Consider the following 12268-nt stretch of genomic DNA (forward strand, 5'->3'; position numbering starts at 1 on the left):
CTACCTTTTCACTCGGCGGTCGAGCCGGTGATCAAGAGAAAGTATCAATGGCTGATTTTGTAGCGGTTATTCGCCGGGCCGTGGACGGGCTGGCGAACAATACTCCCGAGATGCGCATCCGGGTTTACGAAAAGGCTCGCGGCGCCGTGCAGCGGCAGCTGGAGAACATGAAGCCGCGCCCGACGGATGACATGCTGCGCCGCCAGATGGAAAAGCTGGAGGCGGCAATCCGGGAGGTCGAGGCCGACCATGCCGAGGCCCTGCCGCCGCTGGAGGAGCCTGCACCCGTTGCAGCCGCAGCATTCGTGCCGCAGCCTGCCATGGCCCCCGTTGTTCCGGCGCAGCCTTATGCCGCGCCGGAGCCGGCCTATGTCGAGCCCGAGCCGGAAGCCGATCAGCCCGTCACGCAGCCTGCCCATGCCGAGGAGGAGGTTGCACCGTCCTTCGTGGAGCCGGAAGAGCACATGTCGCGGTCTGTCGAACCGGCTCCTGCGGAGCCGGTCTATGCTGACCCCGCCTATGCAGAGCCGGTCTATGCCGAGCCTGCCTATGCCGAATCGACCGATGTCGACCCGGCTCACGGCGAGCCTGCCTATCCGGAGCCTGCCGATGAGGCGCCGGCCGCATCCTCGTTCCCGGCATCGGCCTATCAGGACGAAGTGCGCCACGACGCGCCGGTCTGGGCCGAGCCCGATCCGACCGCTTCGGAACGGGTGGAAGACCGCGATCGTCCGGTTGTTGAGCCGGCTTACGATTCTGTCGACCATGATTGGCACGATGCCGGCCCCGCAGTGTCCGCCGGGCAGCATCAGCCCGATGATCATCTGACCGCTCCGTTTGGCGCGGCAGCGCATTTTGCCGGTCCGGATGGCCGCGATACGCCGTTCGGCCAGCCGCCGGCGACCGTGTCCGGCGATCCCTTTGCCGATGACGAGCCTGCCCATCGGCAGCAGGATCGCGATGACGCGGCCTTTGATCCGGCGCTGACGGTTCCCGAACGCCCGGAGCCTCCTTATCCGGCTTATGATGCACCGGCGCGTCCGCGCTCGCTGGCAACGCCCGTCTGGCCCGATGCGCCCTCCACCGCCCCGAGCATTGCCGCCGATCCGTTCGAGGTGGAGCAGGCGCCGGAGCGTCACGACGATCTGCGGGGCGATCAGGCCGGTTCCGGCGCGTCCTGGGATGCCCAGCCGGTCGCTGCCGCTGACGATGAGCGCGCCGCTGCCGATTCGTACCCCTCCGCGCACGAGGCGGCATGGCCGCAGGCGCAGGGCTGGACGACCGGCGATGACCGCTGGCCGCAGGCACAAGCGCCGGACACCGCCGCATCCACCGAACAGGACGCGCATCAGGCACGTTTCGATGACCGCGAGGCTGCCGACCTGTTCGATGCCCATTTCGACGAACCGGCGCGGGTTGAGGCGAAGGCCGAGATGCCGGCAGTTTCCGACCTTCCCGATTACCGGGATGCGGAGACGGCCGCACCGTCCGCCGAAGAGCATGATCCGCTGGCCACCTATCTGCAGCCGGTCGCCAAGCCGGCAAAGACCGAGAGCCAGCCGGCCCAGGCTGCCGGTGCCGCTGCGGCGGGCGATCCGTGGAACGACCTGGAACAGTTGATCGGTTACGATCGGAACGGCGCGGCCAAGGCCGGCCGCGGCGCCGATACACCGCCGGACGAGGAAGAACTGGCCCGCATGACCATGCCGGCCCGTCCCTACCGCGTGCAGGCGAAGCCGAAGCGCAGCTATGGCAAGATCCTGCTTGCCGTTGTCGGCCTTGCACTGCTGGCTGGCGGCGGCTTTGCCGTCTGGAAGAACCGTGCGGCGCTTGACGAAGTGATCGACAATGTGGCGGGCGATGCGCTGCAGCCGCCGGTCGAAACCGCCAAGGCGCCGGCTGCCGGCGAAGGGACGGCGGCTCCGGCCGCGCCCGCCGCGACCAATGGCGCGGCGCAGGCACCTGCCGCCGGAAGCCCGGCACCGGACAATGCAGGCCCCACCAAGTTTACCCAGCGCCTGCTGGCCAATGGTACGGAAGTGGATGAGGGGCCGGGCGGTCCCTCCGTCGGGGCTCCCGGCCAGTCGATTGCCGAGGCGACGGCGCCTGCCGCCGGCGATGCCGCCACCACGGCCGCGGCGCCGCCGGCGCCGGCACCGGCACCTTCGGCCGGCGCCGCCGCGCAGCCTGCCGCACCGGCAGCGGCCTCCGGCGAAAAGATTTTCCTCTATGAGGAGAAGATCGGCCAGTCCTCGCTGACCTCGATTGCCGGTACCGTCACCTGGTCGCTGCAGAGCGAGGCGGGCGATGACGGCAAGCCGCAGCCCGTTGTGCAGGGACGCATCACCGTGCCGGAGCGTGGCATGACCGCGCTCATCACCTTCAAGCGCAACACGGATGCCTCGCTTCCTGCCAGCCATCTGGTGGAATTCGTCTTCTCGCTGCCGCCCAATTTCGAGGGCGGCTCCATCGAAAGCGTGCAGCGCATTTCGATGAAGCAGAGCGAGCAGGATCGCGGCGATCCGCTGGTCGCCGTGCCGGCCAAGATCACGCCGGATTTCCACATGATCGCGCTCAATGATTTCCCGGACGCACGTGCCCGCAACATGGAACTGCTGAAGTCCCGCAACTGGATGGACGTGCCGATCATCTACGGCACCGGGCGCCGGGCGCTGCTGACGCTGCAGAAGGGGCCGGAAGGCATCAAGGCCTTCGATGAGGCGATCAAGGAATGGGCTGCGCTTTCACCGCCGCAGGGGCAGTGACAGGCAGCGGAAATCCAGTCCGCTGTGACTTCGAAACGGCCGCCGGCAACCGTTCCGGCGGCTTTTTCATGTTTGCCGGCAAGGACGGCGGCGGCCTGCCGCAGGCGATCGGGCCCTGCCCGGTGACCACACAAAAGCCTTGCTTGATCCCGATCACTGCGGCGTGAACCGTGGGGAGGGCAAGGCGTGGTCCTGGCAGAAAGCGAAACGGCGCGGCAGGCACCGGCGCAGGAGGCGGCCATCGGCCTCTCCGCGGTCGGCAAGACCTATGGCTGGGGTGCTGCGGCGGTGCGGGCGCTCGATGGCCTGACCCTTTCCATTCCGCGGGGCTGCGTCTATGGCCTGCTCGGGCCGAACGGGGCGGGCAAGAGCACGCTGCTGCGCATCATCGCCGGCCTCGTGCGTCCGGATCGCGGCGAGGTTTCCCTGTTCGGGGAGCCGGCAGGGCCGCGCAACCGCCGCCGGATCGGCATGCTGATCGAATCGCCCTCCTTCTATCCCTTTCTGACCGCCCGCGAACATCTGGAGATGTTTGCCTGGCAGGCCGGCACGCCCGGCCTGGTTGATCCTGTTCTGGCACGCGTCGATCTCGCCCGGGCGGCGGACAAGAAGGTCTCCGGCTTTTCGCTCGGCATGAAGCAGCGGCTCGGCATCGGCGCGGCGCTTGTCGGGCAGCCGGAGGCGGTGATCCTCGACGAGCCGACCAACGGGCTCGATCCGGACGGCATTCTGGAAATGCGGGCGCTTCTCTCCGATCTGGCCAGGCGCGAGGGCATCACCGTGCTTCTCTCCAGCCATCTGCTGGATGAGGTGGAGCGGGTCTGCGACCGGGTTGCCATCCTGCGCCACGGACGGCTGGCGGCGGAAGGGGCGGTGGCGGAACTCCTCGACCGGCAGGGCCGCTTCTGGCTGAAGGTGGACGAGCCGGATCGTGTTCTGGCGGCGCTGAAGGGGCGCGGCGAGGCGGGCGAGGGCGGCCTCTTCGTGCGGCTGGAGCCGGCCGAGGTGCCGGACCTGATCCAGACGCTCGCCATTGCCGGCATCCGTATCCATGAAGCCAAATGGGTGAAGCCGGATCTTGAAACCGTCTTCCTGTCGCAGACGCGGGAGGCCGCACCATGAGAGCCCTTCTTTGCGGCGAATGGCTGAAACTGCTGCGCCAGCCGGCGCTGCTGTTCTGGGGCTTCCTGTCCGTGCCGATTCTCTCCCTGCTGTTCAAGCTTCTGATGGAGGGGCTGGTCTTCGTGCGCACCGGCCGTCATGACGATGCGCCCGTCGATGTTCTTCTTTCCGCCGCCCATGGTCTCGGCCTGTCCGGCAATTCGATGGGGCATCTGCTCTACGGGTTTGGTGCGGCCTCCGTGCTGTATTCGGAATATCGTTTCGCCACCTGGCGCCTGCTGGTGCCGCGGCACGGCCGCAGCCGGCTTCTTCTCGCCAAGTTCGGCCTCTGCCTGACGGCGCTGGCGGCCGGGCTGATTGTCGCCGTCTTCGGCGATATGCTGTTGAACGGCATGATGGCGGTCCTCAACGGTACCGGAGCTGCCGGCCTCGTGCTGCGGGTTTCCTCGCTGCCGCTCCTCGTCACCGCCTTCGCCATCGCGCTTCTGGAGCTTGGCGTTCTGGTGGCGCTCGCCTTCCTGCTGGTAATCCTTACCCGCTCGCTGATGGGGGCGGTCCTTCCGGTCTTCCTGCTTGCCATTGGCAGCACGCTGATACAGGTCTATCTCGGCGCCGACAGCGACGGCATTGCGCTGCCGGCCTATGGCGCGCAGGCGCTGCGCGACTGGCTGTTTTCTGTCGGGCCCGCGCATGCGGGTCTGGCCGGCCTTGCGATTCTCTCCGGCTGGTTCGCCGGGCTCGCTGCGCTCGCGCTTGCCGTCTTTGCCCGCCAGCAGCTCTCCAGCGAATAGCCGTCCCGGCCGGTCGAACCACAAAAAAAAGCCGCCCGGTGCAGGGGCGGCTCGGTGTGCGATCGGCGGTGATGGCGGGGTCAGGCGTCGACGACGCGCAGCGCCTTGGCCTGTGCGAGAGCTTCCTTCTGCACGGCCTCCTGCACCTTCTCGAAGGCACGCACCTCGATCTGGCGCACACGCTCGCGGCTGATGTCGAATTCGGCCGAAAGTTCCTCCAGCGTCACCGGATCCTCGGCAAGGCGGCGGGCCTCGAAGATACGGCGTTCGCGGTCGTTCAGCACGCCGAGCGCCTTTTCCAGCAGGCGGCGGCGGGTTTCCAGCTCGTCCTGCTCGATCAGCACGTCTTCCTGGCTTTCATGCTCGTCCACCAGCCAGTCCTGCCACTGGCCGGATTCGCCTTCCGTCGCCCGGATCGGCGCATTCAGCGAGGCATCGCCGGAGAGGCGGCGGTTCATCGAGACCACCTCTTCCTCCGACACGTTCAGCTTGGTGGCGATCTCCTTCACCTGATCCGGCTTCAGATCGCCCTCGTCGATGGCCTGGATCCGGCCCTTGAGGCGGCGCAGGTTGAAGAAAAGCCGCTTCTGGTTTGCGGTCGTGCCCATCTTCACCAGCGACCACGAGCGCAGGATATATTCCTGGATCGAGGCCTTGATCCACCACATGGCATAGGTGGCGAGGCGGAAGCCGCGTTCCGGATCGAACTTCTTCACCGCCTGCATCAGGCCGACATTGCCTTCGGAGACGACTTCGCCGATCGGCAGGCCATAGCCGCGATAACCCATGGCGATCTTGGCCACCAGGCGCAGATGGCTCGTGACCAGCTGATGGGCCGCATCGCGATCCCCATGCTCGGCATAGCGCTTGGCAAGCATGTATTCCTGCTGCGGCTCCAGCATCGGAAACTTGCGGATTTCGTCCAGATAGCGGTTGAGGCCGGCTTCGCCGGCAGTAATCGATGGCAGAGTATTGCGGGCCATAAAGCACCCCCTTCTGATCTTCGTGCGGCTCCCATGGGCGACTTCTCGGCGGTCCCGGAGGCGAGCCAGCTGGCGCGGGTCTTCCCTCGACCCCGCACCTGTCCAGCTAACAGATAAGTGCGGCAGAAGGGCGATTCAAGCGCGCGCCCGCACTCACGTCCTCGTTATGGCATTACGTGCAGGGCGGCATCTGGATCATGTCAGCGGTAGGCCCGCTCGGAAAGTCCCCGCATGCCGGAGCGGCGCATCAGCTCGTAGAGCATGCGCCTGCGGATCGGGTCGTGCAGCCGCACGACAGGAGAGCCGAGAAAGGTGGTGTCCGTCCGCTCGAAGGCAGAGAGGCCGGGCGCCTGGCGGATCGTTTCGGCATAGGTGGCATGAAAGGTGCGGCGGCAGACATAGGTCTTGTACTTGGTCATGCAGAAGGCGGCGAAACGGTCCTGATGCGTGCGCAGGAAATCCGCGACCCCCACCGTCACCTCCGGCCAGGCGGGATTGAAGGTGTCGTCGAAGACGATGACGCCGTGATCGGCAAGACAGGCCATGGCAAGCGCGCTGTCGGCAGCGACATGGTGCAGATGGTGACCACCATCGATGCTGAAGAAGCGAACGGGGCCGACGCGGCTGGTAATGTCGCAGGGGCGAAGCGCCGTGCTGTCGCCACGGATCACCAGCTGGTGGTCGACCGGCAGACCGAGGCGCGCGCCATTTTCGAGGAAGCGGCGATATTGGCCAGGTGCGCCGTGCTCGTCTCCTTCCAGATCGAAGAGATCGATCGCCAGAACCTTGCTCTCGGGCCCGGCGAGGTGGCGCAGCAGGAAATAGGAGCGGCCGTAATAGATCCCTATCTCCGCCAGGCCGCCGATCGCACCATCCTGCTGCTGCTTATGGAGAAGGGTGGAAAAGACCAGGGCATCCGGCGGATCGATATAGCCCTCGACCGCCTGCAGCGCGTCGAAGATGAATTTACGGCTCTCACCGTTCATCGTCACTTCCCTCTCTGGTTGTTCCTCGGGCGCCGCGACAAAGACACGGATCGTCCGCCCCACGTCCCGGCAAGGTTTGAACGATGTTGGGTTTCAAGGCCTTGCCGGCCGAGGAAAAGGAGGGAAGAGCATTGGAGCGAAATTGGGGCGCAGCCGGACCGGGTATATTACTGCCGGGATTGCTGAAATATGCGACCCAAGGTGGCGTAATGCGCGTGACTGTAGGGCTGTGCGGCGCGGATGTGTCCACGCCGTGCATGATCGTTTTCTGATGTTTGGGCGCGCCGCGGGCTGGGGTCAGGCGCGCAGCGCCGCGAGCAGCTCTTCCATGTCGTCTGGAACCGGCGCCTCGAATTCCATAACCTCGCCGCTGCGGGGGTGTTCGAAGGCTAGAAGATAGGCGTGCAGCGCCTGCCGGCGGAAGCGGTTCACAACCTTGCGGGCGTCGTCCGGCAGAAGGTTGGCCTTGGTCTTGAAGGCTGCCCCGTAATCGGGATCGCCGAGCAGAGGATGGCCGATATGGGCCATGTGCACGCGGATCTGGTGCGTGCGCCCGGTTTCCAGCCGGCATTCCACCAGCGAGGCGAGGCAGTTCGCGTCCGGCGTCTCGTGGAAACGCTCGACCACTTCGTAATGAGTCACCGCCTCGCGTGCGTCACCGGCTTCCTCGCGCTTGACGGTGCGCTTGGTACGGTCGGTACTGGAACGGCCAAGCGGTGCATCGATCGTGCCGCGAAGCTGGCGCGGGCGGCCCCAGACGAGGGCCATGTAGGCGCGTTCCAGCTCGCCGGTGCGGCCGTGGTCGGCAAACTGCGCGGCCAGATGCCGGTGCGCCACGTCGTTCTTGGCCACCACCATCACGCCGCTGGTTTCCTTGTCGAGCCTGTGCACGATGCCCGGCCGCTTGACGCCGCCGATGCCGGACAGGCTGTCGCCGCAATGATGGATCAGCGCATTGACCAGCGTGCCGGTCCAGTTGCCGGCGGCGGGATGCACCACCAGGCCGGCGGGCTTGACCACCACGATCAGGTCGTCATCCTCGTAGAGCACCTCGATCGGGATGTTCTCGCCCTTGGGTTCCGGATCTTCCGGTTCCGGCAGGACGAGTTCCACCACATCGCCCGCGGCGATCTTCTTCTTCGGTTCGGTGCAGGGGGTGCCGTTCAGCGTCACCGCGCCCTGTTCGATCAGCGCCTTCATGCGGCTGCGGGAAAAATCGCCGCCCATCTCGGCGGTGATCCACGCATCCAGCCGTCCTTCGGCATCCTCGCCGGCGCAGAGCACTTTCCTTGGCGTCGCGCCTTCGTTAAAGGGTTCGTTCATTTCTTCATTCCGATGACTGTCAAACCGAAGGACGCCTGCCCGATGGCCCATCTCGACCCCGAGCAACAGGAAGACGAGCCGCTCGATCCGGTGCTGGAAAACGTCCGGCGCAAGATGGTGCGCCTGCAACTGGTGTCCGGCGGCATCATGTTCATCAGCCTTATGGCCGTGTTGATCGCGGTTGTCTACAAGGTGCGCAGCCAGCCGGCGCCCGTCCCGGCCGCGGTAACGGCATCGGCAGGTTTTTCCGTGCCGGCCGACCAGCCGCTTTCGGCAACCGTGCACCTGCCGCCGGGCTTTGCCGTGCAGTCGGTCTCGCAGTCCGGCAGCCAGATCCTGTTCTATGGCAGCATCAACGGCGTGAGGAAGGTGATGATCTTCGATCTTTCCGTCGGCCGCGTCATTGCCGATCTCACGGTTGCCGAACGCTGACATGAGCCGCCGCCCCGCGCCGATCCGCATCGACAGCGCCGAGGATCCCCGCATCGCGCCCTTCTGCAACATTCGCGAGCGGGACCTGATCGGCCGCGAGGGCGCCTTCATTGCCGAGGGGACGGTGGTGCTGCGCATGCTGGCCGCCGCCCATGCGAAGGGAGAGGCGATCCGGGCCGACAGAATCCTGCTTCTCGAAAACCGGCTGGAGGGCGTTGCGGATATTCTGGCTGCCTTTCCGCCCGACGTGCCGGTCTATGTCGCCTCCGGCCCGGTGCTGGATGCGATTGCGGGGTTCCACCTGCATCGCGGCGTGCTGGCGCTCGGCCGTCGCGAAAAGCCGCCCGCCGTCGAAAGCCTGCTCGACAGCTTGGCGCAGCCCGCATTGGTGGTGGTGGCCTGCGGCATTTCCAACCACGACAATATCGGCTCGATCTTCCGCAATGCCGCGGCCTTCGGGGCAGGTGCGGTGCTGCTGGACGACAGCTGTTGCGATCCGCTCTATCGCAAGGCATTGCGCGTATCGGTCGGTTCGGTGCTGAGCGTGCCCTATGCTCGGGGCGGAACGCCGCCTGCGCTGCTGGAGATCTTGCAGGCGCGCGGCTTTTCGGTCTGGGGCCTGTCGCCGCGCGGCAAGACCGATATCCGCGCCATCGAAGCGTCTGCGCGCATGGCGCTCGTCACCGGCACCGAAGGCGAGGGGTTGCCGGCGGCGGTGCTCGAACGCTTCGGCAGCGCCCGTATTCCGCAGCGGCCGGGGCTGGACAGCCTCAATGCCGCCACCGCCACCGGCGTCGCGCTCTACGAGATCGCGAGGCTGCAGGGCCTCGTCTGAGACCTTGCCGCACGCTGGCATGCGGCCTTTCGAACTGCAGCCGGCCTGTCGTTGCCGGAGGAGGGGCTGGCGGCTTGCCCGACCCGTTCAAGGGCGATCATCCCCTGCCTTTTCGATCAGGCTTCGGTGCCGGCCGCGTTGAGTGCCGTCATCGACTTGCGGGCGCGGGCGGCAAGGCTTGCCCTGTCCGCCTGTGCGTCGGCGGGCGGCTCAGTGCCGGTGGCGGGTTCGCGCTCCAGAATGGCAAGGATCGGCGAGGCGGGGCCTTCCGCCGCGGCCGTCAGGGCCACCATGTCGGCCGCCATCTCCGCCAGTTCGCGGCGCAGGGTCTCGTCCCGCTCGCCGGTTGCGGCATCGGCCAGTTCCTCGCCAAGCGTCGCGCTTCTCAGGCGAAGCGCCTCGGCCTGCTCTTTCATGTCCGCCATGGCCGGGGCCTCCTCAACGGGGTCTGCGGGTATCGGTGTGTCGACAGGCGGCATCCGGTCGTTGCCGGGTTCACGCCGCCGGGCCGAGAGCGCCCTGCGCTCGGCCTGCATGGTTTTCTTGCGGGGCAGGGGATAGCTGCCGGTGATCGGCTCGTGCCATTCCACATCCAGGCCGCTGCCGCGGCCGCGCAGCCGCTCGATTTCCTGCAGTCGGCGATCGAGCGCCTCCTGCGTGTCGGCCTTTTCCGCCGCCTCGCGGCTCAGCTTTTCCTCCAGCCGCGCCACGCGTGCCTCCTGCTGTGCCAGGCGCTGCTCGGCCTGCTTGGCCCGCGTCGTCATCAGCTTCAGGTCGGTGCGCAGGCTGTCGCGTTCGCCAGTCAGCGTGGCCATGCGTTGCTTGAGGTGGTCCGAGGCCGTCTCGCTGGTGGAGAGATTGATGTTCAGGTGGTCGAGATCCAGCGTCAGTTTCTGCACGCGGGCGCGCAGGGTCTCGATCTCGGCCTCCTTGGCGGCGGCATTGCTTTCCACCCGGCGCAACGCCTCCTTCAATTGCTGAATGAAGGCCTCCTCCCGGCGCAGCCGCGAGCGCAGGTCGGCGGCCTCGATGCTCATCTCCTCGATCTGCATCATCCGCTCGTGCTGGCCGGCATTCAGATCGGCGGCCTCCTGGCTCAGCCTGTCGAAGGCCAGCTGCAGGGCGAGGCTCTTTTCGCGCTCTTCGACAAGTTCCTGGCGGGTGCGCGCATTCTCCGCCGCATAGACGGCGCGCGCCATGTCGCGTTGGGCGCGCACCTCCGCCGGGCTGATCGGCATCGTCGCCTTCAGGCGGTCCTCGGTGTAGCGCACGATGCGCCGATGCACCGGCGAGGCCAGCACCATGACCAGCAAGGTCGCGCTCAGAAAGCCCAGGCCGTAAAGAAGCGCGAATTGGATCACGAGCGATGCATCCCGGAATGCAGAATATTAGATAGAGCTAGAGGAACGCGGGCCGCAGGGCAACCGGTGGCGCGAAATCTGCGTCACCTGTGTCTCAAAGGTCGCGTGCCGGCGGGCCTGGGCACCGGTCTCAGAAAGGGTTCCAGGTGGGCGCCCGGGTGAATTTCAGATAGCCGACATTGACGCCCAGACGGGCGCCGACGCCCGTGCGGATGGGCACGATCAGCACATTGTCGTTGCGCAGCGCCGTCATGCCGACGCCGGCCACCACGAAGGCCGAGCCGCTGACGCCGCCGTAGCGCTGGTAGAGCGTATCGATGGAGGGCAGGTTGTAGACCAGCATCATGGCGCGGGTGCCCTGGCCGCCGTAATCGATGCCGAGCGAAGGCCCCTGCCAGAAGGCCGGATGCTGGCCCGCATTCTTGGTGTAGAGCTGGCCCTCGCCATAGGTCAGGCCGGCGATGAACGCGCCGGAGCCTTCCTGACCGAGAATGTAGCCGTTCGGCAGGCCGTATTTCTGGAAGGCGTTCTCCACCACCTTGGCCAGCGCACCGCTGGTATTGCCGAAGAAGCTGTGCCCGGCATCGACGATTTCCTGCACCGAATATTGTTCGCCGGATTGCTGCTGCGCCTTTGCCGGCGAGACCGGCATGACGGCAAGAAGCGCCATCATCGGCACGGCGAACAATCGGGCGAGGGCGAAAAATCTCTCGAAACGCATTGGCCTGTCCGTTTTTATTGATCCATTGATGCCTGCGATCGCGGCTTAACCATCTTGCGACCATCCTGTTAACAACCGGTTTACCAAAAATGGTGTCATTATGGCGGAAAGGCAGGCGGTTCGTTTCGCCTTGCCAACTTCACGCAACATTGTCGTGAGACAGAACGCTCCATCTTCAGACGCAGGATCAGGAAACCACCGATGCCGAAGAATCCGAACCTTACCCTCAGCGGTCCCGATCTGGCAGCGCTTCTGTGCAGCCGCGTCTGCCATGACGTTATCTCGCCGGTCGGCGCCATCAACAACGGCCTCGAACTCCTGGACGAGGGCGGTGCCGATGCCGATGCGCTGGATCTCATCCGCACCTCGGCGCTCAACGCGTCGGTGCGGCTCAAATTCGCGCGTCTTGCCTTCGGCGCCTCCGGCTCCGTCGGGGCCTCGATCGACACCGGCGAGGCGGAGAAGGCGGCCAAGGACTTTGCCGCTGCGGAAAAGAAGACCGAGGTCAGCTGGAGCGGCCCGCGCGCCATCATCCCGAAGAACCGCGTCAAGCTGCTGCTCAACCTGTTCATGGTGGCCTACAGCGCCATTCCGCGCGGCGGTTCGATCGACGTGGCGCTGGAAAACCCGGAAACCGAGGCCCGCTTCACCCTGACCGTCAAGGGCCGCATGCTGCGCCTGCCGCCGAAATTCGTCGAACTGTGCAACGGCACGGCGGAAGAACTGGCCGATGCCCACACCATCCAGCCCTATTACACGGTGCTGCTGGCCGAGGAATGCGGCATGCAGTTGCGCCATGTGGTGGAAGACGACCGCATCCTGTTCATCGCCGAGATGGGCGCGTGAGGTGCTGCGCCCTGCGGTAACGCTTCATTAGCCGGGGCGAATTATCCTGAAATGCGAGCCTTGCACAGACAGGGCCGCATTTCGTTCCGGCTTGGAGGGTAGA

11 protein-coding genes are annotated in these 12268 nt (G+C 66.1%); 6 read left to right on the plus strand and 5 right to left on the minus strand.

Features of this window, described 5'->3' with window-relative positions:
* Positions 1-47: 47 nt before the first annotated feature.
* The 3 genes from KLP42_RS05925 (at position 48) to KLP42_RS05935 (ending at position 4678) form a co-directional block, all read left to right on the plus strand.
* Positions 48-2765 carry a hypothetical protein gene (locus tag KLP42_RS05925; RefSeq protein WP_215565251.1) on the plus strand — a complete coding sequence of 906 codons (2718 nt, stop codon included), beginning with the start codon at positions 48-50 and terminating at the stop codon, positions 2763-2765.
* Positions 2766-2951: 186 nt separating this feature from the next.
* Positions 2952-3887 (plus strand): ABC transporter ATP-binding protein, encoded by a 936-nt coding sequence (locus KLP42_RS27100; protein ID WP_353844819.1) that lies wholly within the window; start codon positions 2952-2954, stop codon positions 3885-3887.
* Positions 3884-4678 (plus strand): hypothetical protein, encoded by a 795-nt coding sequence (locus KLP42_RS05935; RefSeq protein ID WP_215565252.1) that lies wholly within the window; start codon positions 3884-3886, stop codon positions 4676-4678. The genes KLP42_RS27100 and KLP42_RS05935 overlap by 4 nt, the downstream gene beginning before the upstream one ends.
* An 80-nt stretch (positions 4679-4758) precedes the next feature.
* On the opposite strand, the gene rpoH is transcribed toward KLP42_RS05935, so the two are convergent.
* The 3 genes from rpoH to KLP42_RS05950 form a co-directional block, all read right to left on the minus strand.
* Positions 4759-5661 (minus strand): RNA polymerase sigma factor RpoH, encoded by a 903-nt coding sequence (rpoH, locus tag KLP42_RS05940; RefSeq protein WP_215565253.1) that lies wholly within the window; start codon positions 5659-5661, stop codon positions 4759-4761.
* Between the two features lie 200 nt (positions 5662-5861).
* Positions 5862-6647, minus strand: a complete 786-nt coding sequence (locus KLP42_RS05945; protein ID WP_215565254.1) for a class I SAM-dependent methyltransferase — start codon at positions 6645-6647, stop codon at positions 5862-5864.
* A 297-nt stretch (positions 6648-6944) separates the two neighbouring features.
* Positions 6945-7970, minus strand: coding sequence for an RluA family pseudouridine synthase (locus tag KLP42_RS05950; RefSeq protein ID WP_215565255.1), 1026 nt, complete (start codon positions 7968-7970; stop codon positions 6945-6947).
* A 42-nt stretch (positions 7971-8012) separates the two neighbouring features.
* Here KLP42_RS05950 and KLP42_RS05955 point away from each other — a divergent pair, with 42 nt between their 5' ends.
* Together KLP42_RS05955 and KLP42_RS05960 are read left to right on the plus strand one after the other, a co-directional pair.
* Positions 8013-8402: a hypothetical protein gene (locus KLP42_RS05955; RefSeq protein WP_215565256.1), complete on the plus strand. Its 390-nt coding sequence runs from the start codon at positions 8013-8015 to the stop codon at positions 8400-8402.
* 1 nt (position 8403) lies between these two features.
* Entirely contained in the window at positions 8404-9237 is an 834-nt protein-coding gene (locus tag KLP42_RS05960) for a TrmH family RNA methyltransferase (protein WP_215565257.1), read from the plus strand.
* A 116-nt stretch (positions 9238-9353) separates the two neighbouring features.
* On the opposite strand, the gene KLP42_RS05965 is transcribed toward KLP42_RS05960, so the two are convergent.
* Together KLP42_RS05965 and KLP42_RS05970 are read right to left on the minus strand one after the other, a co-directional pair.
* Positions 9354-10598: a coiled-coil domain-containing protein gene (locus KLP42_RS05965; protein ID WP_215565258.1), complete on the minus strand. Its 1245-nt coding sequence runs from the start codon at positions 10596-10598 to the stop codon at positions 9354-9356.
* Positions 10599-10728: 130 nt separating this feature from the next.
* Positions 10729-11319, minus strand: a complete 591-nt coding sequence (locus KLP42_RS05970) for a DUF1134 domain-containing protein (protein WP_215565259.1) — start codon at positions 11317-11319, stop codon at positions 10729-10731.
* 201 nt (positions 11320-11520) lie between these two features.
* On the opposite strand from KLP42_RS05970, the gene chpT reads away from it, so the two are divergent.
* Positions 11521-12165, plus strand: a complete 645-nt coding sequence (gene chpT / locus KLP42_RS05975; RefSeq protein WP_215565260.1) for a histidine phosphotransferase ChpT — start codon at positions 11521-11523, stop codon at positions 12163-12165.
* The last annotated feature ends 103 nt before the right edge of the window (positions 12166-12268 follow it).

The organism is Rhizobium sp. CSW-27 (genome assembly GCF_018760785.1).
Lineage (GTDB): Bacteria > Pseudomonadota > Alphaproteobacteria > Rhizobiales > Rhizobiaceae > Neorhizobium.

Bases quoted from the DNA above. Each gene is read 5' to 3' on its own strand.
- KLP42_RS05925 (WP_215565251.1), top strand. From the start codon at position 48: ATGGCTGATTTTGTAGCGGTTATTCGCCGGGCCGTGGACGGGCTGGCG.
- KLP42_RS05935 (WP_215565252.1), top strand. From the start codon at position 3,884: ATGAGAGCCCTTCTTTGCGGCGAATGGCTGAAACTGCTGCGCCAGCCG.
- rpoH (WP_215565253.1), bottom strand. From the start codon at position 5,661: ATGGCCCGCAATACTCTGCCATCGATTACTGCCGGCGAAGCCGGCCTC.
- KLP42_RS05945 (WP_215565254.1), bottom strand. From the start codon at position 6,647: ATGAACGGTGAGAGCCGTAAATTCATCTTCGACGCGCTGCAGGCGGTC.
- KLP42_RS05950 (WP_215565255.1), bottom strand. From the start codon at position 7,970: ATGAACGAACCCTTTAACGAAGGCGCGACGCCAAGGAAAGTGCTCTGC.
- KLP42_RS05955 (WP_215565256.1), top strand. From the start codon at position 8,013: ATGGCCCATCTCGACCCCGAGCAACAGGAAGACGAGCCGCTCGATCCG.
- KLP42_RS05960 (WP_215565257.1), top strand. From the start codon at position 8,404: ATGAGCCGCCGCCCCGCGCCGATCCGCATCGACAGCGCCGAGGATCCC.
- KLP42_RS05970 (WP_215565259.1), bottom strand. From the start codon at position 11,319: ATGCGTTTCGAGAGATTTTTCGCCCTCGCCCGATTGTTCGCCGTGCCG.
- chpT (WP_215565260.1), top strand. From the start codon at position 11,521: ATGCCGAAGAATCCGAACCTTACCCTCAGCGGTCCCGATCTGGCAGCG.